Here is a 25721-nt window from a genome sequence, read left to right on the forward strand (position 1 = left end):
ATTTTTGTACTATACGAAATAAAATTATATTCACTTATTTTTCAATCAGAGCATTCGAGAGCTTAGATAATTCATGAAGGTAAGGTATAATAAAAGAAATGAAGAATTTGCCTGGGGAGGGATTATTGTGAAAACGTTTAAATTAATTTCCTTACAGATCCTGACGAAGGAAAAGCTAATACCGATTAAATTGATTGATGGATTGATTATAAATAAAGAAGATGATTTTAATCATTGGCTAATTGAAGTTTATACAGAATTAGCTGCTATTGCTTTTCTTGATGAAGCATTTCAGAAGAAGGAAGAGTTGCTTGTTCAAGCTGTTATTTCAAAAAAAGAAAATGATCCCGCTCCTTTTGAAGTAACCATTCTTTCTATCCAAAATTTTGGCGATAAAGCAAGCATTCTATTAGAAGGAACATTAAAAAGAGACAGAAAAGACTATGCAGAGCTATTGCTCCAATATCTAATCGAAGAAGGCTATGAAGGGAAAAAGCTATCGAATAAATTTACTGAGCTGATGCAAAGTAAACCACAAACGTTTTTGGAGAAGAAGTTGTAGGTTATAGAATAGACGAATCTCAAGGTCCAAAATAACCTTGAGATTCTGAACAAATAGACTTTTTATCGATCTAAATCGTCTTTGTCATTCATATCATCTTTATCTTCGATCATGTCTTCACCAGGATCATTATCATCCTTTGTTGGATCTAGATCATCATCTCTATTTTCATCTGGTACATCTGATTCGTTGTCATTATCCAAATCAGTACCTCTGTCTGGAACAACGTCATTCGTATCTAGATCTTTATCTTCGACTGTGGTATCATCATCCGGTGGAGGACTTTGATTATCATCATTGTTACCACAAGCAGTTAACAGCATAGCAGATAATGCTGAAACTCCTAATAACTTCATCCATTTAGTCATTCGTTATACCCCTTTTCTTGATAAGTATCATTCATGACCAATTATTTGGTCAGTTATTAGGTTATCCAAGAAAAGAAAATTATTACGCCTTAATATTCAATTCCAATAATAAACAATGTTTGAATGAAAAAAAGAAGAAGCTCCTCGTTATACAGACACCTCTTCTTTCTACCTTTTTATGCTTCTTTCTTATCTCCAAGAGCAAACATAATTTCTGCTTCACATGCAATTTCTCCGTCAACAGTGGCTACACATTTTCCCTTTCCAAAGTTGCCACGTAATCTCGTCATTTCTACTTCTAATCGCAGCTGATCCCCAGGAAACACTTGCTTTTTAAAGCGACAGTTATCCACTCCAGCAAAGAAAGCTAATCTTCCTTTATTCTCTTCCTTGATCAACATGGCAACCGCTCCTACTTGTGCTAAAGCTTCTACAATTAATACACCTGGCATAACTGGGTATTCAGGGAAATGACCATTAAAATATTCTTCATTTGCCGATACATTTTTGATTCCTACAGCTTTTTTACCTTCTTCCACTTCTAAAATTCTATCTACTAATAAAAATGGATATCGATGCGGAATAATTTCTTTAATTTGATTAATATCTAACATTTTGTGACCTCCTACTAATATGTGGTTATATTATATTGTACTAAAAAAAGCTATGAAAAAGGAAGGGATATCCCTTCCTTTTTTAAGATGTTTTTCAAAATAATTATTTTAGCTAACATCCTGAACAGTTATTACATTAACTTGATCATTCCAGCACATCACCAAAAAAGGAATCTGTAATTATTTTTACAAATTCCTCTCTTAATTACTCTTCATTTATTAAATTGACAATATGCGTCCAGGTTTCTTTTTTAAAGGTATCCGTTGCTTTTCCGTTTCCCATAACACTATAACCGACAACGGCTCCAGCTAGAACACTTACAGCCAGTACTAAAAGAATGACAACAATACGTAGCCATATAGGAAACAGACGAACTCTAATCTTCTGCTTAGGAGAAGTTTTCTCTTCTGGATTATTCTTCTCTTTTTGATCTTCTTTAACCTGTTCTCTTGTCTTAACCATTTCTTGACTACTGCTATTTAATGCCATCACTTTTCTCCTTTTTAACGTATTCCATTCACTAATCCCATCATCTGATCTGCTAAAGAGATGGATCTGGACTGAAATTGATAGGAGCGCTGTGTAGCAATCAGATTGACCATTTCTTTGCTTATATCCACATTAGATTGTTCTAATGCATTCTGTTTCATTGCGATTTCATTTCTTCTGCCGCCATTCAAATCAACCATCACTTGATTTTCATCAGCAGTGTCAGAGAGTCGATATAAGTTCTCCCCTGTTTTTTCAAGGCTTTGTGGATTATTAGCATACGATATGCCAAGATTAAAGGTTTCCTGACCGCCATTATCCAATTTAACTGTTAAAGATCCGGTTGGTGAAAAAGCATATTCTTTAACATTATTATTTAATAAAATTGGGTTATTATTCTCATCAAGGATAGCATGGCCTTCTTTCGTAACCAGCATGTTCTCATTATTAGATACAGGTGATAAATACATCGCTCCATCTCTCGTATAACGCATTTCGGAAGTTCCTCCGTCTTGCACCAATACTCTGTATAATTGTCCTTCTTTCGTCAGTGCTGTATCTAAAACGCGATCAGTTGCTTTAATCGTTCCTTGTGTCATCACTAATTGTGTTTGAGCCATTTTAGCGCCTACGCCTTGCCTAATTCCGTTTGGCGTCTGACGATTGACTTCTTGTGTTTCATCCTTTTGATTATTAAATTGCTGATAAAGCATATCTGTAAACGTCCCATTTTGTCTTTTATAGCCTGTAGTATCTACATTAGCCATATTATTACTAATAAGATCCATTTGCTTTTGCAGCTGTGTTAAAGTATTACTAGCCGTTATCATCGTTCTATTCATAGCGATTCCCCCCTTTACTACTATCTAAATCATTCTTATAGCTTACCAATTTCATTTGCGGCTTGATCCATACTCTTATCATAAGCCTGCAATATTTTCTGATTAGCTTCAAATGCTCGATAAGCAGTCATCATATCTGTCATTGTCTGCGCTGTATCAACATTAGAATTCTCTAAAAAGCCTTGATTGATTTGAAAGGTAACTTGGTTATTTGCATATGCACTTTGTAAAGTGGCTCCATCTTGTGCTCGATACAAACCATCACCCTCTTTTACGAGTTGTTCTGGTGAATCTGTATAACTTATTCCAAGACGATACGCTTCTCCATTACTGCTTGTAAGCACTCCATCAGATGTAACAGAAAAATCCGTGCTTGTAAGCTGAATTCGTTCGTTATTTTCATCTAAAACGTAAGCACCACTAGAAGTAGTTAAATACCCTTGGCCATCTAATGTAAAATTTCCGTTTCTTGAATAGGCAACTCCATTATCATTTTGTACTGTAAAAAATAATCCGCCGCCAGCATTCGTTCCATTCCCTGGAACATTCGCGTTTAAGATCGCTAAATCTGTCTTTAATCCTGTTTGATTAAGATCACCCTGAGTAAACTTCGGTATTGCTTCTTGCATATAGACTCCTGTTGCTAAATAGCCTACTTGCTGCTTTTCTGTCGCACCAACCGCATTTTTCCTAACACTTTGCTGTAATAATTCAGGAAAAGCTCTCATGGATGATTTGTCTGCCTTAAAACCCGGTGTCGTACTATTGGCCATATTATTAGAAAGCATTTCGGTTTTGCGTTGCTGAGCAAGCATACCAGAAGCTGCTGTATAGAACCCTTTAAACATAACTGTCTCCTATCTATACAAAGATTTCGATTCAAGCATATATATTCTATTATAAAAAAAATATCAAAAGATTACATTAAATTTTGTTGAAAAAAGTCTAAAAATGTTCATTATATTTATCATTTATTATATCGGCTATTCATAAGAACAATCTACTGGAAGATAAAGGAGGAAGAATCTTATCGCCACTGAGAAAAACAGAAACGGCAAAATAAAAAATCGGAAAAAGAAAAAGAAATTTTTCCATTCCGATTTTTTATGTTTAAGACTTATTCAAACGGGTATGAAATAAATAGATTTCATTTTCCTATGCATAAACGAGTATTTTCCACTTGTTTATGCACCCCCCATTTTTTAGCCTAATTTTCTTTTGGGAAGACGATCAATATTATCTAACATTATTCCTGTCCCGATTGCTACACAATCCATTGGATTTTCAGCTACTAATACGGGAACCTTCAACTCATCCGCTAATAGTAAGTCAATCCCGTGCAGCAATGCTCCACCACCAGTTAAGATAACTCCACGATCAATGATATCAGCAGAAAGCTCAGGCGGTGTTCTTTCTAAGACACTTTTAGCAGCTTGTACAATAATAGATACGGACTCTCTTAATGCTTGCTCAATTTCCTCTGAATGTACCGTAATGGTTCTTGGAAGACCAGAAACCATGTCACGACCGCGAATATCCATTTCTTCTTTTCGAGAACCTGGAAAAACAGTTCCAATATTAATTTTTATATTCTCTGCCGTCCTTTCTCCAATTAACAGCTTATATCTTCGTTTAATATATTGTAGAATTTCATTATCAAATTTATCTCCAGCCATTTTAATACTAGAAGAAGTAACGATATCACCCATTGATAACACTGCTACATCTGTAGTACCGCCACCAATATCAACAACCATATTTCCACTTGGTTGGAAAATATCCATTCCTGCACCGATCGCTGCAACCTTTGGTTCTTCTTCTAAATAGATTTTCTTTCCACCGCTTTTTTCCGCTGCTTCTTTAATTGCTTTTTGTTCCACACTAGTAATATTTGTAGGACAACAAATAAGAATTCTTGGCTTTGAAAGAAATCCTTTTACGTTCAATTTATTAATGAAATGCTTTAGCATCGCTTCTGTTACATCAAAATCAGCGATAACACCGTCCTTTAATGGGCGAATAGCAACAATATTTCCTGGCGTACGTCCGACCATACGACGAGCTTCTTCTCCTACCGCTAATACTCTGCCTGTATTGCGATCTAATGCCACAACAGAAGGCTCATTTAATACAATCCCTTTTCCTTTTACATGAATGAGAACATTTGCTGTTCCTAAATCGATACCAATATCTCTAGCAAACATTATATATGCTCCTCCTTCGCCTTTAGCTTTTCCATTTTTTTCGTTTGTTCATTTTATAATTTCATTTTCCTTATAGAGACAAAGAGCTGGCTTCCACACTATATGTAACGACATCCTCATATTTAAGTTTCATTAAATGTAGTTAAATGAAAAACATTCCTAAGAATACCTTTCATTCACACAGTTATAGCACCTTTTTAAATGCCACTAAATATTTACATCGCTTAAATATGTCTTTCTTATCGCTCTATATTAAATCAACCATTTTCATTCTTTTGTAAAGTGAATTATGTATGTTTTCAGGTTAAAATTTGTATGTTTTTTTCTCTATCTATTTAAACCACTCTAATTTTTTATTTTATCATAAGATAACGAAATAAGTAACTTTTTGTAAAAAAAATGAGTTTTTTTTCACAAAATAATCCTCTTTTTTTCAAAAAAGAAAAAGGACATTGCTTCCAAGGTCCTTAAAGCTATTATGTACCCTTTATCAGCATTCCAAAATGAGTTGCTTTTTATACTCATTCTTTTTCTCTATCGATGGAGGCACCTCCACCGATAGACTGTTGAAACTCCATTTTTCTAAACTTCCCTTTCTGTTTTAAATATTTCCAGGGTAACTTCCTATCGATACTTTTTCTATATAATTAATGTCGTCATAATAAAGAATTACCCTGGAATTTCTTACTGTACAGTTTCCCCTTCAAGCTCTTCCTTTTTATACTTCATTTTTGTTGCTTCCCCACCGCGTAGATGTCGAATAGATTTATGATAATCAAGGATCTCTTTCACTTCATTTGCTAAATCTGGGTTAATTTCAGGAAGTCTTTCTGTTAAATCTTTATGGACTGTACTTTTGGATACGCCAAACTCCTTCGCTATTACGCGAACCGTTTTTCTCGTCTCCACGATATACTTTCCAATCTTGATAGTTCTCTCTTTGATGTAATCGTGCACACCACTCGCCCTCCCTAAATTGGATGTGAGAAGTGTGAAATGAGACTCGCTTTTCGCTTCATCGAAATTCTTCATCCCGCACGTTTCCTTTCCTGCATAATACTTTTCTTCATGCGGCAGAAAGTTAAAACCTTTCTGTTGTTATAGGGATTAAACATGTCCTCAACTACATATCCACTGTCTTCAAACGACCCCTCACTCCAAACTTCCGCTTTGTAAGGTTTGTAACATTTTATTAGCTTGGGTAAGACTTTATGCAGAAAAATATGAATAGGGACAAGGTTTATCTGTTTTTTTCTATATTTACTTGTTTTTTTTGAATTAAATGGCTAAGTCTTATGTGAAACAATTGATAGGAATTATATTTTGCAAAGAGGAAATTGCTGATGTACGGTTTTACATCTGTTATTTTTGGTGAAATATCTGTCGTTTTCACTGTTTGGAGGTTAAATATTTCCCGAGAAATTTGTCATTTTCCGCTCGTAAGTGACAATTTTTCATTTGTGTCTCTAACTTATAGTTAAATTATACTAATACTTTTTACTTATTAATATTTTGAGTCATTATTTTTCTTGCCTTTAGTGGACTATTCGAGGATATAAATAGAGATGTCTAGATGAGAATTTTTTCTATTTCTTATTATTTTCGACATTTCCCATCCATAAAATACTTCTTTCGAGAATACATAAAGGTTGCCATAAAGCAGCTATCACTCGCATAATATTATTTTATGCTTTGTAAAAACTACTTATAGCAACCTCTAGTAATTAAGCGTTCGGATCTGTGGATGTAGATCCTTCTGAATCTTCATCCTGATTAGCGTTTGTTCCATTTTTTAAATTGTTATCTGTCGGCATTTCTTCATCGGAATTGCTTGATTCTTCTACTGCTGATCCGTTTTCAGAAGTAGCACCAGAAGTATCATCACTTTGTAAAGCACTTAACGGTTTACCAAAATAATCAATAGGGTTCACAGCTACATTATCTTTTCTTACTTCAAAGTGTACATGAACACCTGCTTCTTGATTCAACTTACTTTTTCCAGCAGTTGCTAATGGTTGGCCTTTCTTGACTTCAGCGCCTTCTTCCACTTGGAAATCCTTCACAGATTGATAATATGTTTTAATCCCATTGTCATGATCAATTTCAATTGTATTCCCTAATAGAGAATCCTCCGCAACTTTTGTAACGGTTCCACTTAGAGCAGCTACTACTTCAAATTCGCTGTCATCTTCCATTTTCAAATCAATACCTGTGTTTGGCTGATATTGATTATTGTAGAATACTAAGGATTCAGCTTGTTTTTCTTTACTAGCCGTATTATCATAGAACTCTTTTTGTGTAATGAAAGACTCTTCATCAACTACTGGCCATGCAAAGTTCTCAAATTCTTTTGCAACTGGTTCTGCAGGTTCATCTGTTTGTTTTGTTGGCATATCAGCGTTATCATATTTATACTTATCTGTTTCTGATGCGCTATTTTGATACCAAAGGACACCTGTTAGAATAATAGCTGCACTTGCGATATAAATGGCTGGAAATGCCCAACGCTTTTTAAAAAAGCTTTTTACTTTTGACTTTGGAGAAGTACGTTTGTTTTCTTCCTCTCTCATTTTATCATCACCTCAGCAATCATTCTGAACAGATAATGATAAATATATACCTACATGCTAAAAAAATTTTTTGGACTTATTTTTCGACAAAGTTCTAGAGTTTATACATAGAAACGAAAATTTTAATTATTAGCTGAATAAAGAACGCAAAAAAGCAAGCCTTCTTGAAGAAGACTTGCTTTTTAAAGTGGGGAAGTTATGGGATTAAGCTGTAAGATGAATCTGTAATTAATGCTTTGGCTGATTCCTCCGCCGCTTTGGCTGATTCCTCCGCTACTTTGGCTGATTTCTCCGCTGCTTTGGCTGATTCTCCCACTACTTTGGCTGATTCCTCCGCCGCTTTGGCTGATTTCCCAGCTACTTTGGCTGATTCCTCCGCCGCTTTGGCTGATTCCTCCGCTACTTTGGCTGATTTCCCCGCCACTTTGGCTGATTCCTCCGCTACTTTGGCTGATTCCTCCGCTACTTCGGCTGATTCCTCCGCTACTTTGGCTGATTCTCCCACTACTTTGGCTGATTCCTCCGCAACTTCGGCTGATTCCTCCGCCGCTTTGGCTGATTTCCCCGCTACTTTGGCTGATTCCTCCGCTACTTTGGCTGATTCCTCCGCTACTTTGGCTGATTCCTCCGCCGCTTTGGCTGATTTCCCCGCTACTTTGGCTGATTCCTCCGCTACTTTGGCTGATTCCTCCGCTACTTTGGCTGATTCCTCCGCTACTTTGGCTGATTCCTCCGCTACTTTGGCTGATTCTCCCACTTCTTTGGCTGATTCCTCCGCTACTTTGGCTGATTCCTCCGCTACTTTGGCTGATTCTCCCACTTCTTTGGCTGATTCCTCCGCTACTTTGGCTGATTCCTCCGCTACTTTGGCTGATTCCTCCGCTACTTTGGCTGATTTCTCCGCTGCTTTGGCTGATTTCCCCGCTACTTTGGCTGATTCCTCCGCTACTTTGGCTGATTCCTCCGCTACTTTGGCTGATTTTCTTATTTCTGGGCTGTATATTTCGCTAGCATATCATCAGATGCTGTTACATCTACCCCTTTATAATAGTATTTTACGATTTCCTTGTAGTTTTTCCCATTTGCGGCCATTCCGTTTGCCCCATATTGGCTCATGCCGACACCGTGACCGTATCCTTTTGTAGTAATATAAACGGTATTTCCCTTTCGTTCCATTGTAAAGTCCGTTGATTTTAATTTTAACTTTTCTCTAATGTCTGTTCCTGATATTTTTTTTCCATTAATCTTGGCACTTGCAATCCGTTTTCCTTTTGTATATTTAACGTCTTCTAATACTTCCCTATCGGCTGTCAGCGTAACGCCTAAGCTCTTCTCCAAGTCCTTTACTGGTATGGTCACTTCCCCTTTAAATTTCGGCGAATTGACATCCCAGGGGCTTTTCACACTTTGTAAATAAGAGATCGAATTAGCCCAGACATCATCTGAATTTTCCGTGTATCCGTTGCTTGTAGAAAAAAAGGTGGCATCAATAGGAGTACCCTCATACGTTAAAATTTGCCCCTTTGTAGCCGCTACAGCCTCTTCTATCTTAGCCATATTCTTTTTCCAGTCCAACCCATCGTTTTCCCAAATTTTCTTTAATTCATCGCGATTATTATACACTTGATAGTTAATTGTATCGCCAACTAAAGCTCCCTCTGGCAGATTTGTTTTCTCTTGATTCATCATTCTTTTTACAATATATGTTCTAGCTGTTAAGGCTTGTGCTTTTAATGCTTCTTTTTCAAATTTCGCTGGCATTTCTGATGCAACAACTCCAACTACATATTCTTCTAAGTCTAATTTCTCTACTTCTTGTTTATTTTCACGATATACAGCTACTTCAATAGCAGGCTCTGGCTTTTCTGCAGGTGGTATATGACTCTTTACCTCTTCCTTTTTATCCTGAATAGAGGGGAGAACAAGGATGGTAGGAACAAGTAAAGTAATAACAAACAGAATGACTCCTAGTACGATGAAAGGTTTGATTTTAATCATGAATAAAGCCTCCATAAGATAGAAATAAGACCTTCTTAACTGTCTCTAAAACATTCTTATGGGAATGGACAAGCTTTTATTCCTTCTTTTTTCTAGAGAAATACCCTTAATTTATGGTTCTAAATATTTCGGTTTTGCATACTATTTTAGCAATCCTGTTATTTAAACATCTTCTGCATTTCCCTCTATTATATAACAGCCTTTTAATAAAAATTATGGCACATACCTAAACACAATTTGAGCCTTCATTGAACTTCTAAAATATTTTTCATATTATGTATAATTTTACCCACAAAAAAACAAACTTTATCTATCGGAATGAAATCGATAAATAAAGTTTGCTTAATATATTATGCATTTAAATCTGCAACATAGCTTGCTGTTAACGTTAATTCGCTTTCTTCAGTAATTCTTTCAATATCAGCGCCTAATGCAGCTAATTTTTCGTGGAAATTAACATAGCCACGATCTAAATGCTTAAGCTCTGTAACGCGTGTAATACCGTCTGCAACAAGTCCAGACAATATTAAGGCAGCTGCAGCACGTAAATCAGTAGCAGCTACTTCTGCGCCTTGAAGATTAGTTGGTCCATTCATAACAACAGAACGACCTTCAATTTTCACGTCGCCATTCATACGTCTAAATTCTTCTACATGCATAAAACGGTTTTCAAAAACAGTTTCTGTAATCATGCTAGTTCCCCTTGCACGAAGAAGTAATGCCATCATTTGAGATTGCATATCTGTTGGAAATCCTGGATGAGGCATTGTTTTGATATCTACAGCTTTTAAATTTTCTGCACTAATCACACGGATACCGTCTTCTTCTTCTTTGAAAACAACACCCATTTCTTCCATTTTGGCAATCAAGGATGATAAATGTTCTGGAACAGCACCCTGTACAAGGACATTTCCATTCGTAATAGCAGCAGCAATTAAGAATGTGCCTGCTTCAATTCTATCCGGAATAATCGTATGTTCTGTACCATGCAGCACTTCTACACCTTCAATACGAATAGTTCCTGTACCTGCCCCTCTTACTGTTGCGCCCATTTTATTTAGAAAGTTTGCTAAGTCAACAATTTCCGGTTCTTTTGCCACGTTTTCAATAATAGTCGTACCTTCTGCTAAAGAAGCAGCCATCATGATATTTTCCGTAGCACCAACACTTGGGAAATCAAGATAGATTTTCGCACCTTTTAAACGTCCATCTACGGAAGCTTCGATAAATCCATTACCAACCTGAACCTTTGCTCCCATTGCTTCGAAACCTTTTAGATGTTGATCAATTGGTCTTGATCCAATTGCACAACCACCAGGTAATGCTACTCTTGCATGACCATTTCTTGCTAACAAAGAACCCATTACTAAAACAGATGCGCGCATTTTTCTTACGTACTCAAATGGCGCTTCTACGCTTAAATCGCTTGATGCATCTACAGTTACTTCTCCGTTTTCAAAATGTACTTCTGCATTTAAATATCGCAATACTTCATTAATCGTATATACATCTGAAAGAGTCGGAACTGATTTAATTATACTTTTTCCATCACTTGCTAATAATGTAGCGGCGATCACAGGCAAAACGGCATTTTTTGCGCCTTCTACTTTAACCGTTCCATTCAACCTTTTTCCGCCGCGGACGATGATTTTATCCAAAGTCTATTCCCCTCCGCGTCCAATATCTCTATATTAATATTCAATCGTTATGATGGGTGTGCCAACTACGAAGGTAGTTTTTCCTCCCATATCTTGTGTTCTTAGTCCTATTTGTACATTCATTTCCTTTTCGCTATTATCAATTCGTTCTTCAAATAACGGCGTATATGCGGAGGTGGATATAAAATCATCCTCTTCCAACGCCTCTACTTTTTTTGCCTGAAATGCATCTAGCAAATGGTTAACTTTATAAGGCAAAGTCTCATTCATCTTATCACTGAATTCGCCTTTAATACAAGAGAAAATTGTTGGTTTTCCTCGAAATATGTCAGAAATTTTTTTATTAATTTCCATATCTAACCTTTTCATTTCTTTGTCCGCTAACTTCTTTCCTCTCACCTCATACATAATATATGATTGGACGTTATCAGTTGTTAAAGAAGTGGTTAAGATTATACTTTCTTCTGTTTGGCCACTGGATTTCAAGACCATCTTTGCTTGCCAGCTCTGATGATTTTTCGTTTCCACCCAATCACCATTTGGGAAAACTGTTTTTAACTCCGACTGATATGCTTTTGCATCTTCAATGCTTGTAACATTTTCCAGTCTTTCTCTTGCATGCAGAGACCATTCATTAATCGTTACATTTTCTTGTTTTTGTAAAATTTCATTTATAGTTATTAAGTCAGACTTCGTTCTCGCGATAGTGATGTTATTCCCAATTGTAAGACAAGCCAAACCAATTAATATTGTTATTATAATTAACGTTTTATTTATTTTCATTGTTATTCCTCCCCCATACTACCATTGTTTCCAAGGAGAAGAATTGCATACTAATGATTAATCGTCACTTTTTGACATGAATAAAACGTTAATCAATGAACAAACTATTTAAGCACACAAAATGAATTTTACTTAAAAAACGAACGAATGAAAACATGTATGAAGACCTATCTTTGTAATTAATTATTTCTTATTTTGGTAATTACTTCAATATTAATGGTAATTGTTGAGACCAAACTAAATAGTCGAGTAAAAAATTACTGACAACCGATCCCATTATAATGGCTAATAATACATATAATACTCGTGCTTGAAAAACTCTGTTTTTACGAAGGAATTTCTCAAAATTTAGTGACTGTAATGCCCACCACGAAAGAGCGATAAAAACGATATGTATCAAAATACTCAGTAATGCCTGTTGTCCAAAAGCTTCTACCATTTTTTCCTCCCATCTATCCCTTCTGTTTCAACTATTATTTGACGTATTGACTTATAAAAAGGTTTCACTTTGTGTTATTATTTTTTTATTTTTTTCATCTTAAAAAATGTAAACATTCATCCAGAGTGGGTTTCTCTACTCCATGCTGACTGTTTGTTGCATTTTTATGCCCAATCCGGAGTGTTAGCTTTACTCTTAGTGTCACTTATTTAACTGCCCAATAATTTTTAAAATAATAGGACATCTACTTTACCGCTCTATATCTTTCCTTTAGATCTAACCCACTAAAAAAAGTCCCCTTAGGGACTTTTTTAGTATTTTTTCTCAACAATGGATAAACGATTCATTGCACGTTGAAGAGCAAGTTCTGCACGTCTAAAGTCCACATGTTCTGATTTTTGAGCATGTAATCTTTGTTCAGCGCGCTCCTTAGCACGTAAGGCACGATCATAATCAATTTCTTCCGCTAATTCAGCAGATTGAGCAAGTACTGTCACCTGATCTGGGCGAACTTCTAATATTCCACCATTCACCGCTATATATTCAGAATCTGAACCATTTTTCAAATGAACAGCTCCTATTTTAAGTGGAGCAACCATTGGAATATGGCCTGCTAAAATTCCAAGTTCTCCACTTTCTGCTTTTGCGATCACCATTTCTACATCTGATTCATGCACCGGGCCATCAGGAGTTACTACATTGACTTTAATCGTCTTCATTACTACCCCTCCTGATTATTTTATACTTCTACACCCATAGATTTAGCTTTTTCGATTGCTTCTTCAATACGACCAACTAAACGGAATGCATCTTCTGGAAGGTGATCATATTTACCATCAAGAATATCTTTAAATCCTTTTACCGTTTCTTTTACAGGTACGTAAGAACCTTTTTGACCTGTAAATTGTTCTGCAACGTGGAAGTTTTGAGATAAGAAGAATTGAATTCTTCTTGCACGGTGAACAACTAATTTATCTTCATCGCTTAGCTCATCCATTCCTAAGATACTGATGATATCTTGAAGCTCTCTATAACGCTGTAGTGTAGATTGCACATTTCTCGCTACATTGTAATGTTCTTCCCCAACTATTTCAGGAGAAAGGGCACGAGAAGTAGAAGCAAGTGGATCTACCGCTGGGTAAATACCCATCTCTGTTAATTTACGCTCAAGGTTTGTTGTTGCATCCAAGTGAGCAAACGTTGTAGCTGGAGCTGGATCTGTGTAGTCATCCGCTGGTACATAGATTGCTTGGATAGAAGTTACAGAACCTACATTTGTTGATGTGATACGTTCTTGTAATTTACCCATTTCAGTTGCTAATGTTGGCTGGTAACCAACCGCTGATGGCATACGGCCAAGCAACGCGGAAACCTCAGAACCAGCTTGAGTAAAGCGGAAAATATTATCGATGAAGAAAAGAACATCTTGTCCTTGTTCATCACGGAAATATTCAGCCATCGTTAATCCTGTTAAGGCAACACGCATACGAGCACCTGGCGGCTCATTCATTTGTCCGAATACCATCGCTGTTTTCTTAATAACGCCTGAATCCGTCATTTCATGATAAAGGTCATTTCCTTCACGAGTACGTTCCCCAACACCAGCAAAAACAGAAATACCACCATGTTCTTGCGCGATATTGTTGATTAATTCCTGAATTAAAACTGTTTTACCTACACCGGCTCCACCAAATAGACCAATTTTCCCACCTTTAATATACGGCGCTAATAAGTCTACCACTTTAATACCAGTTTCTAAAATTTCTACTTGGGTTGATAATTGCTCAAACTTAGGAGCTTCTCTGTGAATAGAATCACGTCTTGCACTTGCTGGAATTTCTGAATCTAAATCGATTGTTTCTCCTAATACATTAAATACACGACCTAGTGTTACATCCCCAACAGGTACGGAAATAGATTTTCCAGTATCTAATACCTCTGCGCCTCTTGTAACGCCATCTGTAGAAGACATTGCAATAGCCCGAACTGTGTTATCACCTAAATGAAGGGCCACTTCAAGGGTTAATTCTATGTTAGAAGAACTATTTGGACCTTGAACAATGCGTAATGCGTTGTTAAGGTCAGGTAGACTTCCTCCATCGAACTTCACGTCAACAACTGGTCCCATAACTTGAAGAACTCGTCCTGTGCTCATTAATTTCCCTCCTAAACTTTCTTAAAGCAGGTTCTGCTAAAACATTAAGTCTAGCAGAACTTATTTATATCGTTATTCTAACGCTGCAGCTCCACCAACGATTTCCGTAATCTCTTGTGTAATCGCTGCTTGTCTTGCACGGTTATACTGTAAACTTAAATTGTCTATTAATTCTTTCGCATTATCAGTAGAATTCTTCATCGCTGTCATACGTGCAGAATGCTCACTAGCTTTACTATCAAGCAGAGCACCATAAAGTAGACTTTCTGCATACTGTGGTAATAGAACATCGAGAATTTCTTCTGCTGATGGCTCAAATTCATAGGATGTTAATGTCTTATTAGAAGCATCCATTTCCGTTAACGGAAGAACCTTCTTCTCTATCACATCCTGCTGAATAGCACTTACATAATGACTATAGTAAACATAAAGTTCATCAAAAGTACCATCATCATACATACCTACTGCTTTGCTTGTTACATCTCTAATATCTAGGAAATCTGGTAAATCAGGAATTCCCACTACATCCAAAATGACATTATGTCCTTGCTTTAATAGAAAGTCTCGACCGATTCTACCAATAACAATTATGGCATATTCATCTTTTGATTGATGACGTTCTTTAATTGTTTGATTTAGCTTTCTTAGTACGTTACTGTTGTATGCTCCTGCTAATCCACGTTCAGAAGTAATAACCAGATATCCTGTTTTTTTAACAGGGCGTGTTTGAAGCATTGGATGGCTAACACCTGAGCTGCCTAGAGCCACAGAATGTGTCACTTCTTCCATTTTAGACATATACGGAATAAATGCTTTTACATTAATAACCGCTCTATTCATTTTCGCCGAATACACCATCTGCATGGCTTTCGTAATTTGGCTAGTCTTTTTTGTTGAGTCAATACGAGCTTTTATATCACGTAAAGATGCCAAAGATTCTCACCACCAATCTATAAGTTTGCCTTCTTATTCAGAAGCTACAAACGTTTTTTTGAAGTCGTTAATTGCTGCGTTCATATCATCATCAGATGGAAGATCCTTAGTTTTAACAATATGTTCTACCACATTTGTATGATTATGATCTAACCAATTTAAGAATTCTTCTTCGAAACGTTTAATATCCACTACAGGAATATCATCTAAATGACCACGTGTAAGTGCATATAGAATTGCAACTTGTTTTTCAACTTTTAATGGCTTATTAAGATCTTGTTTCAATACTTCTACTGTACGAGCACCACGATTTAATTTATCTTGTGTCGCTTTATCTAAATCAGATCCAAATTGAGCGAATGACTCTAGCTCACGGAATGATGCAAGGTCAAGACGTAATGTTCCAGCAACCTTTTTCATTGCTTTGATTTGGGCAGAACCACCAACACGAGAAACAGATAAACCTGCATTAATCGCTGGACGTACGCCGGAGAAAAATAGATCAGATTGTAAGAAAATTTGTCCATCTGTAATCGAAATTACGTTTGTTGGAATATAAGCAGAAACATCTCCTGCCTGTGTTTCAATAAATGGTAGAGCCGTAATTGACCCTCCACCTTTTGCATCACTCAATTTAGCGGCACGCTCAAGTAGACGTGAATGCAAGTAGAATACATCCCCTGGATATGCTTCACGACCTGGAGGACGACGAAGTAATAGGGACAGTTCACGATAAGCAGATGCTTGTTTTGTTAAATCATCATATACGATTAAAACGTGTTTACCGTTATACATAAACTCTTCACCCATTGCTACACCAGCATATGGAGCTAAGTATAGAAGTGGTGCTGGTTGAGAAGCAGATGCTGTTACAACGATTGTGTAATCTAATGCACCATTTTTACGTAATGTTTCTACAGCGTTACGTACTGTTGATTCCTTTTGTCCAATCGCAACATAAATACAAACCATATCTTGGTCTGCTTGGTTTAGAATCGTATCGATCGCTACAGATGTTTTACCTGTTTGACGGTCACCAATGATTAACTCACGTTGTCCACGACCGATCGGCACTAGTGCATCAATGGCCTTAATTCCTGTTTGAAGTGGCTCACTTACTGATTTACGATCCATTACACCAGGTGCTAAATACTCAATTGGACGAGTCTTGGTAGTGTTAATTGCACCTAGTCCATCAACTGGTTGACCAAGAGGGTTTACTACGCGTCCAATCAGCGCATCTCCTACTGGGACTTCCATGATTCTTCCGGTACGACGAACTTCATCACCTTCACGAATATCTGTATAAGGTCCAAGAATAATGATACCGACATTGCTTTCTTCTAGGTTTTGAGCTAAGCCCATTACTCCATTAGAAAATTCAACAAGCTCTCCAGCCATACAGTTATCTAGGCCATGTACACGAGCAATACCATCACCAATATTAATTACAGTACCAACTTCACTTACTTGAACTTCCGATTGGTAACTTTCAATTTGCTTTTTTATAAGAGCACTGATTTCTTCCGCTTTGATGCTCATGCGTTTCACCCCTATCTAAAGAATTACTATCCTAATAATTGTCGTTGTAGACGGTTCAGCTTCCCTTGAAGACTACCATCATATATTTGATTACCGATTCTCACCTTAATTCCGCCTAATAGGTTAGAATCAATGATATTTTCAATATTTAGCGATATTTTCCCCACTTTTGCAGCGAATGTAGCTGAAATAGCTCTTTTCTCATCCATAGTTAACGGTTTGATGGAATATACTTTTGCATCTGCAATCCCTTTTGCTTCATTAACTAGTGCAATAAATTGATCACATATACTAGTAATCATCTCTTCACGATGACGATCAATCAATAGCATTAAAAGGTTTTGTATATACTCACTCGCAGAAGCAAATGCCACTTTCACCATTTCTTTTTTCTTTTCTAATGCAATATTAGGAGATTGTAGAAATGTATGAATATCAGGTGAAGAAGTGACTAATGATCTTACTACTCGTACTTCTTCATCTAGCTGATCGATCTGTCCGTTTTCTTTGGCGATTTGGAAAAGGGCTAAAGCATAACGCTTTGCAACACCTGTATCCATCATCGTTTCTCGCCTACCTCTTGAATGTAATCATGAATTAACTTTTCTTGATCTTGTTCATTTAATTCTTTTTCAATCACTTTAGAAGCGATTAAAACAGAAAGAGAAGTGACCTGATCGCGAATTGTTGCAACAGCTTTTTCTTTTTGCTGTTCAATTTCTACTAGAGCAGAATTTTTGATTCGCTCTGCATCTTTTCTTGCATCATCAATGATTGTTTCTCTTTGAGCATCTGCTTGTTGTTTTGCTTTATCAATTAATTCTTGTGCGTCATTATGTGCTTCTTTTAATAATGCTCTTTGTTCTTCTAATAGTTTGGCAGCTTCTTGTCTGCTTTTCTCTGCATTATCTATTTCATTTGCAACAAATTCCTCACGATCCTTCATCATTTTCATTAAAGGACCCCATGCAAATTTTTTGATTGCCCACAGTAATAATAAGAAAGATAGTAATTGAACGATTACATCACCGCCCGCAAAATTCATTACGGCACCTAATACTAATCCATTTGTGAACACGCTTGATTCACTCCTTTCAGATAGTGTTTTGTATCACATACAGGAAACCTTTATTCGCTTATGGAAAAAAGGTGAATATGCTTATTTATAAAATAATAGGAACAATTTGTTAGCTATCGAAATACGCTTTTCACATGTTTTTCATGTGAATTGTTGATTTTAAATAAAGGAATGGCGAAGGTTCTTATCGAATGATCTTCGCCATAACTGGAATAATATTATTCTTATTCTATTAAAGAACCATAAATGCGATAACAACCGCCATGATAGGAATCGCCTCTACGAATGCAACCCCGATGAACATTGTTGATTGAAGCATACCTCTTGCTTCTGGCTGACGAGCAATCCCTTCTACTGTACGAGAAACGATTAATCCGTTACCTAAACCTGCACCTAGTGCTGCTAAACCAATTGCAATTGCTGCTGCTAATGAACCCATTATTAAAATCCTCCCTAAATTGTAATTATTATAAAGTTTGTCCATATTCTGAACTGGGTATATATATTAATGGTCTTGACTTACTTTATGAGCCATATAAACCATTGTTAATAAAGTGAAAATAAATGCTTGGATACTTCCGATAAAAATGGAGAATCCCTGCCATACCATTGTTAATGGGAAGGCCGCTACTGTTCCAATATAATTGGCTTTCGCTAAACCATTTACTAGTAAGTTTAGTAGTACCTCACCTGCATAAATGTTTCCGTATAAACGAAGACCCAGTGTGAGTGTGTTTGAAAATTCCTCTACTATTTTCAATGGTAATAAAAATCCTACTGGTTGGACAAACTCTTTAAAGTACCCTTTTGTACCACGCATTTTGACACCGTAGTAATGAGTTAAACCGACTACCATAATTGCCAGCGTTAACGTTACACCAGGGTCTGCAGTTGGCGATTTCCACCAAAGCTGATGGTCTACTGTAATAGCAAAAGGTAAACCTAACATATTGGAAATAAAGATATACATTAGAAGAGTGATTCCTAAAACATGAAACCTTCCTCCGTCTTTCCAATCCATGTTATTTTTAATAATATTACGGACAAAGTCCATAATCCACTCCATCAAATTTTGTCTGCCGGTCGGCTTCATTTGAAGATTCCGAGTGAGAAAAAACGCAATTAAAAAAACAATTAAACTTGATACAACAATCATTAAAACATTGGAATAGTTAAAATATAATCCAAAGTGTTCATGAATCGGTGCTTCATGATGCAATATTACTCACCTCTTTTCTCACCATTCTTATGTAAAATAAAATAACGCACTAAATAATCTGCCATAATGACAATATAAGCTGTCATCAATCCAATTACAACACTTATTAAGTGAACTTTTTGTGGATATTCTACGGCAATTAAGCAAACTATTACTGCTGTAGCCATTCGGGAAATGGTTCCTAAGCCATAAACCTTTCCTTGTTCTTCAATGGCTTTATCAAAGACCTTTGCTCTTCTAACCAGTAAGGTGAGATTGAATACACTGGCACTTGTCCCGACGAATAGACCAAGAAAAACAGATTGATAGGGGGTGAGCGCCCAAGCAAATGCACAAAATGATAAAAAGAAATAAAGGTATTTCTTAACCCTCATATAAATCTCAAACAATTGTTCCAATTCTCTATCCTCCTTATTTTCAGGGCATCACTCTAAACCCGCGAAAATAAAGCGAAGCAGAGAAAAAGCACATTCCTTTTGTATCATTTCGGGCATTATACCATATGTTTATCTTTCCTTTTCAACCGATAAACGAAGCGATTATATCGCTTGCCCCTTAACTCTATTAACACTATACTAGTGTTAAAATCTTGATACTCCGCGGGTGAAAACCTATTCATACCCCTTGTAAGCATACAATAGGGTATTGTCAATGTCAATGCATTTAAATACAAAAAAAAAAATTCATTGCTCACCATTTAACAATCTCTTTCTTATAGCTTATTTTATTTTTAGAATTTTTTCAAGCATGTCCTCCTTCCCAGCTTTTTTGGCAAATATTTTCATTCGATATGTCCCTGCTTCTTCTACTTTTGTTAGGGCAAATTCACCTTTTAACCGACCTCTTTTTACTTCTTTTTTCCAATCTAGAAACCGGACAAATTGTAATGTATCTTCTCTAAAAAGAGCAATTCCAAATTCTTCAGCACCAGTCGGCAAATAGGTCTCATATTCATAACAGCTTTCTCCATTTTTCTTGTGAAAATCGAATCCCATAATTCTTGGATAATCTGGTTCTTCCAATACATATAAATAGGGTAATTCAATTAATTTTCCGCCTGCCCTCACTCTAATTATACCATCTTGCAGTTTCCTATTGAAAAGGTTATCATCGATATTCATTATTATTGGAATATTTTTCTTTTCTCCTGGTTTTATTGTAAAAGAAAGAGGAAGTTTCCAGCTAATCCCGCGCTTTCCTTTGGGAAAATCAAAAGATATTTTTTCCTTTCTTTTCCCTGCATTTTTAATAGTGATATACGCTTTATATTGATTCTTTTCTTTTACTAATTTATATTTTCCGAAACGAATACTACCTGGCATAATTAAAATATTGGCATCTACGGCTTGGTCAACTTGAATTCGACCCGCTCCCTGCTCATACACTTTATATGTCACATTTTGTCTATTTTTGACTGACTTTGCGGTATTCATTAAAGCCGCTTTTACTTCTTCCGGACCCCAGTCAGGATGCACTTCCAACAATAACGCACAGGCTCCAGCAACAAACGGAGCTGCCATACTTGTTCCCTGTAAAGCCATATATCCATCTGGAACTGTGCTATTTATCACAACTCCAGGCGCGAGAACATCTGGTTTAATTTCCCATGTACTTGTAACAGGTCCACGCGAGCTAAAATCTGCCAGTATATCCTTTTCCCACTTTTTTTCGATGGTTACATATATTTTCTTTTTTTGAATAGTCTTCTTTATAAATTCTCCTTCCTCCTTTGTAATTCCTGCTACTGGTATAGGGACTTCTTTTTCTAGCATTCCTTGAAATGCTCCGGGCAAGTTATTAAATATTAATACCCCGACCGCCCCAGCCTCATAGGCATTCTGCACTTTTTCAGTAAATGTCAATTCTCCTCTTTCTATTAATACTAACTTTCCTTTTGCATTCGTTAACTGCTGCTTCTTTCCTATTCCACCGCTTGCTAATGGAATAGATGCCATCCCCTTCCATTCTTTACTGTTCTCCATATTTGTTAAGGCAATTTTCTTATCATTTATGGTGAAAAAAGGAGTATGGATATTTGGCGTGGTAGCGCCAACGGAAATGGCTTTAGCTGCTGTTCCTGGAGAGCCAACTGTCCATTCGGCCGGGCCAGCGTTTCCAGCTGCTGCAACCGCAATTATCCCCTTCTTAACGACTTCATTTAAAGCCAGACTAATTGGCAAATCTGGGCCGTTCACATCACTGCCTAATGATAAATTGATAATATCAACTTTATCTCTGACAGCTCTATCGATTGCTGCTAATATTTGTTCTGTTGTTCCAGAACCACCTGGACCTAATGCTCTATAGGCATAAATTGTTGCGTTCGGAGCAACTCCTTTGATTTTTCCGTTTGCTGCAATAATTCCAGCAACATGAGTTCCATGAAAAGTATCTTTATTCCCTAACCCTTTTGTTTCCATCGGGTCCTTGTCCTTATCCACGAAATCATAGCCACCCCGATAATTTTTGGCTAAATCAGGATGTTGATAATCTATCCCTGTATCGATGACCCCTATTTTTATTCCTTTGCCACTAATATGATCTAATGACTTGCCTAAGTAATTCCTAATTTCATCTGCTCCTATTATTTCAACTGGGTCTTCTGCTTCTGCCATATAAGTCTGAACCTTTGAGACTTGGTTCACGCTTTCGCTTTGTTTTAATTTTTCAAGTTCATATACCGGTCCTTCCACAGAAAAACCACTGAATACCTCTGTAAAAATATATCTTCTTTTTAAATCAGGATATCGGCTAAGCAGCCGATCGATTTCTTGTTCGGCATAATTCTTCTTTGTATGCACAATAGCAATTTGAACTTCATTGGAATTTTGCGAGGGAAGATTTGGAGTTTTTAAAGATGCTGCCATTGTTAAATGTGATAGTAATAGTGGTATAAAGAGGAGAATTCCGAGTGTTTTTTGTAGCATTATTACCGCCCCCTGCAAATCTTTATGCTTTTTATTTTGACCGCAAGTTGTGTTTTTATGTATTGGCAAAAATACACATCGCAATCCAGATGTGACATTTATCACAAATGAATATTCAACTATTGAGGAAAGCAAAAGACTCTCAAATTTATAAAGATTCTTTTCCTAAGAAGACTTTTTTAGATGAGCAGAATAAAAAAATACCCAGAGCTATGTTGCTCTGAGCATTTCTTCCAACGGTATTATTTTGTACCAAATAATCGGTCTCCAGCGTCTCCTAGACCTGGTATAATATAACCTTTTTCATTTAATTTTTCATCTAGTGCCGCAATGTAGATATCTACATCTGGGTGTGCCTCTTTTAATGCCTCTACCCCTTCAGGAGCTGCGATTAAGCACATAAATTTAATATTTTTTCCGCCTCTATTTTTTAAAGAGTGAATTGCTTCAATTGCAGAACCACCAGTAGCAAGCATTGGGTCTACAACAATAAAATCTCTTTCTTCGACATCCGAAGGTAACTTAACATAGTATTCCACTGGCTTTAATGTTTTAGGATCACGATATAATCCAATATGTCCAACTTTCGCAGCAGGGATTAATTTTAGAACCCCATCCACCATTCCGATACCAGCACGCAGGATAGGAACGATACCCAGTTTTTTACCTGAAAGAACTTTTGATTTTGTTCTTGCGACCGGTGTATCAATTTCAATTTCTTCTAATGGCATATCACGAGTAATTTCAAAAGCCATTAAAGTAGCCACTTCGTCTACTAACTCCCTAAATTCCTTCGTACCTGTTTGTTTTTCTCTGATGTATGTAAGTTTATGCTGAATTAATGGGTGATCAAATACATATACTTTTGCCACAACTATTCACTCCGTTCCTTCATTAGTATAAATATCCACTTTTTTCGACAGGATACTTCGTTAACACACTTCTATTTATTCTACAGAAAAAGTATTTCTGAATCAACTGAAATTCTTTTCTAAATTTGAATTTTCTATGATAGTTTTTCCGAAAACCTAGAAAAAAAATCGTCTTAAAAAAAGAGAACAGTCAATAAGCCGCTATGCGTCTTATCGATTGTTCTCTTCCTCTTATAGTTCCTTGTACAATTCAAATTTACTTGTTAATGCTGTTACTCTTTTGGCAGCTTCTGCTAACTTCTCAGCGTCTTCATGGTTTTTAAGTGTAAACCCAATAATAGATGCTATTTCATCCATGTCCTCTAAACTAAAGCCACGAGATGTTACCGCTGCTGTTCCAATGCGGATTCCACTTGTCACAAAAGGACTTGCTGGATCATAAGGAATTGTGTTTTTATTTACAGTAATCCCCACTTCATCCAATACATGCTCTGCCACTTTTCCAGATAAACCCAATGATTGAAGGTCAACTAATAATAAATGATTATCCGTACCGTTCGACACTAAGTTTAATCCTTCTTTTTGCAGACCACTTGCTAACCTCTTTGCATTTGCAATAATATTCTCTGCATAATCTTTAAAATCAGCTTGCAATGCTTCCCCGAAGGCAACAGCCTTTGCTGCAATTACATGCATCAACGGACCACCTTGAATTCCTGGAAAAATAGATTTATCAATCTTCTTCGCATATTCCTCTTTGCATAGAATCATTCCTCCACGTGGCCCACGTAAAGTTTTATGTGTTGTAGTAGTAACAAAATCAGCATAAGGAACTGGATTTTGATGTAAGCCTGCAGCAACCAAACCAGCTATATGAGCCATATCCACCATTAAGTATGCTCCAACCTCATCAGCAATTTCACGGAATTTCGCAAAATCGATTTCACGTGGATATGCACTTGCTCCAGCTACGATTAATTTTGGTTTATGAGCCAACGCTTTTTCACGAACATCTTCGTAGTTAATATAATGTGTTTCTTTATCCACACCATACTCCACGAAATTATATTGAACACCACTAAAATTAACAGGGCTACCGTGTGTTAAATGCCCACCGTGTGACAAATTCATTCCTAACACAGTATCTCCATGCTCTAAAATGGTAAAATAAACAGCCATATTTGCTTGCGCACCTGAATGCGGTTGTACGTTTACATGTTCCGCACCGAAGATTTCCTTCGCACGATCACGAGCAATATCCTCGACAATATCTACATATTCACATCCACCATAATAACGTTTAGCAGGATAACCTTCTGCATATTTATTAGTTAATACAGATCCTTGCGCTTCCATTACCGCTTCACTAACAAAGTTTTCTGATGCAATCAATTCAATCTTCGCTCTTTGGCGTCCTAATTCTTGTTTTATTGCTTTAAAAACCAGTTCATCTTGCTCCGCTAAATGCTTCATATGTATTTCCTCCCGACTATTCTCTCTTTTCCACCGTAAATCTGCCTCTATTCTATCATGTATATATTTTAAAAAGAAAGAGCAAATTTACGAATTATCAAATGATTTATACACTTTTCGTTCGGTTTTTTTAAAGTATTTTCGTTATTTTTTTTAAAAGATACAAAAAAAATTATTTTTCTACTATTTCAATAAAATGAACCTGTGTTAAAATATTAATTTTTTTATTATCATTGGGTGGTTTTCTTAGCAAAAAATTATTATTTAGCGATAGTACTCAGGGGAATAGGATATAGGTGAGCGGAGGTGTCGGAGTCTCTATTATCTTTTTTCTCTCTCTTCTTAATTTCAACGCCAGTGCATAAAAACAAGAAACCAACAAAATCCCTAAAAAGCATGCAGGAATTTCATTGGTTTTTCATTAACAAGAAAGATTTTCTTTTGTGTTCTCATATACAGCTCTTGGACCACCAATTAATTTAGGACGGGATTTCGCCAGTGTGACATGAGCATTTCCTAGTTCCTTCAGCGAGGTTCTGATTGGTACAGCAACATGCTTTAAGTGCATACCAATAAAGGTGTCGCCAATATCGATTCCGCCATCTGCCTGAATAAACTCTACGACCACCGGATCTTCCATCTGCTGAAAAGCAAAAGTGGCCATAGCTCCACCGGCATGACGCACCGGTACAACAGAAACTTCCGGTAAGTTCCTTGCTAACATTACTTTTCTTTCGACTACCAAAGCTCGGTTTAAATGTTCACAGCATTGAAAAGCAAGCGAAATCCCTGCTTGCTGCTGAAATTTTTGGCATTCTTCAAAAATTAAGGAAGCGACATCTACCGTTCCCGCGGTACCAATCTTTTGGCCGATAACTTCACTTGTACTGCAGCCAATCACAAATAATTGCTGTTCTTTCAGCTGTGCCTGTTCTTGATATTCCGTTAGAATCGTTTGTAACTGCTCCTTTAGCTTAAGTGTTTCCTCATTCAA

General features: G+C 36.6%; 27 protein-coding genes. 1 reads left to right on the top strand and 26 read right to left on the bottom strand.

What is annotated here, in order from left to right; translation table 11 throughout:
• Positions 1–127 precede the first annotated feature (127 nt).
• A complete protein-coding gene (locus NST77_RS18600; RefSeq protein ID WP_095329604.1) occupies positions 128–562 on the top strand; it encodes a YwpF family protein in 435 nt (144 codons plus the stop codon).
• Positions 563–624: 62 nt separating this feature from the next.
• On the opposite strand, the gene NST77_RS18605 is transcribed toward NST77_RS18600, so the two are convergent.
• From NST77_RS18605 to NST77_RS18730, 26 genes are all read right to left on the bottom strand, one after another.
• Positions 625–930 carry a hypothetical protein gene (locus tag NST77_RS18605; protein ID WP_095329601.1) on the bottom strand — a complete coding sequence of 102 codons (306 nt, stop codon included), beginning with the start codon at positions 928–930 and terminating at the stop codon, positions 625–627.
• A gap of 176 nt (positions 931–1106) precedes the next feature.
• A complete protein-coding gene (gene fabZ / locus NST77_RS18610) occupies positions 1107–1544 on the bottom strand; it encodes a 3-hydroxyacyl-ACP dehydratase FabZ (RefSeq protein WP_047942697.1) in 438 nt (145 codons plus the stop codon).
• A 205-nt stretch (positions 1545–1749) separates the two neighbouring features.
• Positions 1750–2034: a DNA-directed RNA polymerase subunit beta gene (locus NST77_RS18615; protein ID WP_095329600.1), complete on the bottom strand. Its 285-nt coding sequence runs from the start codon at positions 2032–2034 to the stop codon at positions 1750–1752.
• A gap of 14 nt (positions 2035–2048) precedes the next feature.
• Complete coding sequence (locus NST77_RS18620; protein WP_123258485.1) at positions 2049–2876, bottom strand: flagellar hook-basal body protein; 828 nt, start codon at positions 2874–2876, stop codon at positions 2049–2051.
• 35 nt (positions 2877–2911) lie between these two features.
• A complete protein-coding gene (locus NST77_RS18625) occupies positions 2912–3724 on the bottom strand; it encodes a flagellar hook-basal body protein (RefSeq protein ID WP_341123398.1) in 813 nt (270 codons plus the stop codon).
• A gap of 354 nt (positions 3725–4078) precedes the next feature.
• Positions 4079–5080 carry a rod shape-determining protein gene (locus tag NST77_RS18630; protein WP_095329597.1) on the bottom strand — a complete coding sequence of 334 codons (1002 nt, stop codon included), beginning with the start codon at positions 5078–5080 and terminating at the stop codon, positions 4079–4081.
• A gap of 684 nt (positions 5081–5764) precedes the next feature.
• Positions 5765–6037 (bottom strand): sporulation transcriptional regulator SpoIIID, encoded by a 273-nt coding sequence (gene spoIIID, locus NST77_RS18635; RefSeq protein WP_016204804.1) that lies wholly within the window; start codon positions 6035–6037, stop codon positions 5765–5767.
• Positions 6038–6804: 767 nt separating this feature from the next.
• A complete protein-coding gene (locus NST77_RS18640; protein ID WP_095329596.1) occupies positions 6805–7650 on the bottom strand; it encodes a M23 family metallopeptidase in 846 nt (281 codons plus the stop codon).
• A 196-nt stretch (positions 7651–7846) separates the two neighbouring features.
• On the bottom strand, positions 7847–8470 hold the full coding sequence (locus NST77_RS18645; protein ID WP_341123399.1) for a hypothetical protein: 624 nt from the start codon (positions 8468–8470) through the stop codon (positions 7847–7849).
• Positions 8471–8634: 164 nt separating this feature from the next.
• The gene (gene spoIID / locus NST77_RS18650) at positions 8635–9648 is read right to left on the bottom strand and encodes a stage II sporulation protein D (protein ID WP_095329594.1); all 1014 of its coding nucleotides are present in this window, start codon (positions 9646–9648) and stop codon (positions 8635–8637) included.
• A gap of 350 nt (positions 9649–9998) precedes the next feature.
• Positions 9999–11306, bottom strand: a complete 1308-nt coding sequence (murA, locus tag NST77_RS18655; protein ID WP_095329593.1) for a UDP-N-acetylglucosamine 1-carboxyvinyltransferase — start codon at positions 11304–11306, stop codon at positions 9999–10001.
• A gap of 33 nt (positions 11307–11339) precedes the next feature.
• A complete protein-coding gene (locus NST77_RS18660) occupies positions 11340–12089 on the bottom strand; it encodes a YwmB family TATA-box binding protein (RefSeq protein WP_095329592.1) in 750 nt (249 codons plus the stop codon).
• Between the two features lie 202 nt (positions 12090–12291).
• Complete coding sequence (locus NST77_RS18665; protein WP_095329591.1) at positions 12292–12528, bottom strand: DUF1146 family protein; 237 nt, start codon at positions 12526–12528, stop codon at positions 12292–12294.
• Positions 12529–12839: 311 nt separating this feature from the next.
• Positions 12840–13247 (bottom strand): F0F1 ATP synthase subunit epsilon, encoded by a 408-nt coding sequence (locus NST77_RS18670; protein WP_341123401.1) that lies wholly within the window; start codon positions 13245–13247, stop codon positions 12840–12842.
• A gap of 20 nt (positions 13248–13267) precedes the next feature.
• Complete coding sequence (atpD, locus tag NST77_RS18675) at positions 13268–14683, bottom strand: F0F1 ATP synthase subunit beta (protein ID WP_095329590.1); 1416 nt, start codon at positions 14681–14683, stop codon at positions 13268–13270.
• A gap of 72 nt (positions 14684–14755) precedes the next feature.
• A complete protein-coding gene (atpG, locus tag NST77_RS18680) occupies positions 14756–15616 on the bottom strand; it encodes an ATP synthase F1 subunit gamma (protein ID WP_095329589.1) in 861 nt (286 codons plus the stop codon).
• 33 nt (positions 15617–15649) lie between these two features.
• Complete coding sequence (gene atpA / locus NST77_RS18685; protein ID WP_095329588.1) at positions 15650–17158, bottom strand: F0F1 ATP synthase subunit alpha; 1509 nt, start codon at positions 17156–17158, stop codon at positions 15650–15652.
• Between the two features lie 26 nt (positions 17159–17184).
• A complete protein-coding gene (locus NST77_RS18690) occupies positions 17185–17721 on the bottom strand; it encodes a F0F1 ATP synthase subunit delta (protein ID WP_095329587.1) in 537 nt (178 codons plus the stop codon).
• Positions 17718–18236: a F0F1 ATP synthase subunit B gene (gene atpF / locus NST77_RS18695; protein WP_341123402.1), complete on the bottom strand. Its 519-nt coding sequence runs from the start codon at positions 18234–18236 to the stop codon at positions 17718–17720. Before atpF ends, NST77_RS18690 begins: the two co-directional genes overlap by 4 nt.
• 232 nt (positions 18237–18468) lie before the next feature.
• Entirely contained in the window at positions 18469–18675 is a 207-nt protein-coding gene (atpE, locus tag NST77_RS18700; RefSeq protein WP_016204791.1) for a F0F1 ATP synthase subunit C, read from the bottom strand.
• 66 nt (positions 18676–18741) lie between these two features.
• Positions 18742–19455: a F0F1 ATP synthase subunit A gene (atpB, locus tag NST77_RS18705; RefSeq protein WP_095329585.1), complete on the bottom strand. Its 714-nt coding sequence runs from the start codon at positions 19453–19455 to the stop codon at positions 18742–18744.
• 2 nt (positions 19456–19457) lie between these two features.
• Positions 19458–19853 (bottom strand): ATP synthase subunit I, encoded by a 396-nt coding sequence (locus NST77_RS18710; protein WP_095329584.1) that lies wholly within the window; start codon positions 19851–19853, stop codon positions 19458–19460.
• Positions 19854–20174: 321 nt separating this feature from the next.
• Positions 20175–22382 (bottom strand): S8 family serine peptidase, encoded by a 2208-nt coding sequence (locus NST77_RS18715; RefSeq protein ID WP_235850239.1) that lies wholly within the window; start codon positions 22380–22382, stop codon positions 20175–20177.
• 242 nt (positions 22383–22624) lie between these two features.
• Positions 22625–23254, bottom strand: a complete 630-nt coding sequence (gene upp / locus NST77_RS18720; RefSeq protein ID WP_095329583.1) for a uracil phosphoribosyltransferase — start codon at positions 23252–23254, stop codon at positions 22625–22627.
• Positions 23255–23485: 231 nt separating this feature from the next.
• Positions 23486–24727 carry a serine hydroxymethyltransferase gene (glyA, locus tag NST77_RS18725; protein ID WP_341123403.1) on the bottom strand — a complete coding sequence of 414 codons (1242 nt, stop codon included), beginning with the start codon at positions 24725–24727 and terminating at the stop codon, positions 23486–23488.
• A gap of 421 nt (positions 24728–25148) precedes the next feature.
• Positions 25149–25721 (bottom strand): TIGR01440 family protein, encoded by a 573-nt coding sequence (locus tag NST77_RS18730; RefSeq protein ID WP_095329581.1) that lies wholly within the window; start codon positions 25719–25721, stop codon positions 25149–25151.

Origin of the sequence: Niallia sp. FSL W8-0177 (assembly GCF_038006285.1) — a bacterium.
Classification (GTDB): Bacteria; Bacillota; Bacilli; order Bacillales; family Cytobacillaceae; genus Niallia; species Niallia circulans_A.

What these genes read in the sequence shown, in the direction of transcription:
- NST77_RS18605 (WP_095329601.1), bottom strand. Translation starts at nt 930, where the DNA reads ATGACTAAATGGATGAAGTTATTAGGAGTTTCAGCATTATCTGCTATG.
- fabZ (WP_047942697.1), bottom strand. Translation starts at nt 1,544, where the DNA reads ATGTTAGATATTAATCAAATTAAAGAAATTATTCCGCATCGATATCCA.
- NST77_RS18615 (WP_095329600.1), bottom strand. Translation starts at nt 2,034, where the DNA reads ATGGCATTAAATAGCAGTAGTCAAGAAATGGTTAAGACAAGAGAACAG.
- NST77_RS18620 (WP_123258485.1), bottom strand. Translation starts at nt 2,876, where the DNA reads ATGAATAGAACGATGATAACGGCTAGTAATACTTTAACACAGCTGCAA.
- NST77_RS18625 (WP_341123398.1), bottom strand. Translation starts at nt 3,724, where the DNA reads ATGTTTAAAGGGTTCTATACAGCAGCTTCTGGTATGCTTGCTCAGCAA.
- NST77_RS18630 (WP_095329597.1), bottom strand. Translation starts at nt 5,080, where the DNA reads ATGTTTGCTAGAGATATTGGTATCGATTTAGGAACAGCAAATGTTCTC.
- NST77_RS18640 (WP_095329596.1), bottom strand. Translation starts at nt 7,650, where the DNA reads ATGAGAGAGGAAGAAAACAAACGTACTTCTCCAAAGTCAAAAGTAAAA.
- spoIID (WP_095329594.1), bottom strand. Translation starts at nt 9,648, where the DNA reads ATGATTAAAATCAAACCTTTCATCGTACTAGGAGTCATTCTGTTTGTT.
- NST77_RS18660 (WP_095329592.1), bottom strand. Translation starts at nt 12,089, where the DNA reads ATGAAAATAAATAAAACGTTAATTATAATAACAATATTAATTGGTTTG.
- NST77_RS18665 (WP_095329591.1), bottom strand. Translation starts at nt 12,528, where the DNA reads ATGGTAGAAGCTTTTGGACAACAGGCATTACTGAGTATTTTGATACAT.
- NST77_RS18670 (WP_341123401.1), bottom strand. Translation starts at nt 13,247, where the DNA reads ATGAAGACGATTAAAGTCAATGTAGTAACTCCTGATGGCCCGGTGCAT.
- atpD (WP_095329590.1), bottom strand. Translation starts at nt 14,683, where the DNA reads ATGAGCACAGGACGAGTTCTTCAAGTTATGGGACCAGTTGTTGACGTG.
- atpA (WP_095329588.1), bottom strand. Translation starts at nt 17,158, where the DNA reads ATGAGCATCAAAGCGGAAGAAATCAGTGCTCTTATAAAAAAGCAAATT.
- NST77_RS18690 (WP_095329587.1), bottom strand. Translation starts at nt 17,721, where the DNA reads ATGATGGATACAGGTGTTGCAAAGCGTTATGCTTTAGCCCTTTTCCAA.
- atpE (WP_016204791.1), bottom strand. Translation starts at nt 18,675, where the DNA reads ATGGGTTCATTAGCAGCAGCAATTGCAATTGGTTTAGCAGCACTAGGT.
- NST77_RS18715 (WP_235850239.1), bottom strand. Translation starts at nt 22,382, where the DNA reads ATGCTACAAAAAACACTCGGAATTCTCCTCTTTATACCACTATTACTA.
- glyA (WP_341123403.1), bottom strand. Translation starts at nt 24,727, where the DNA reads ATGAAGCATTTAGCGGAGCAAGATGAACTGGTTTTTAAAGCAATAAAA.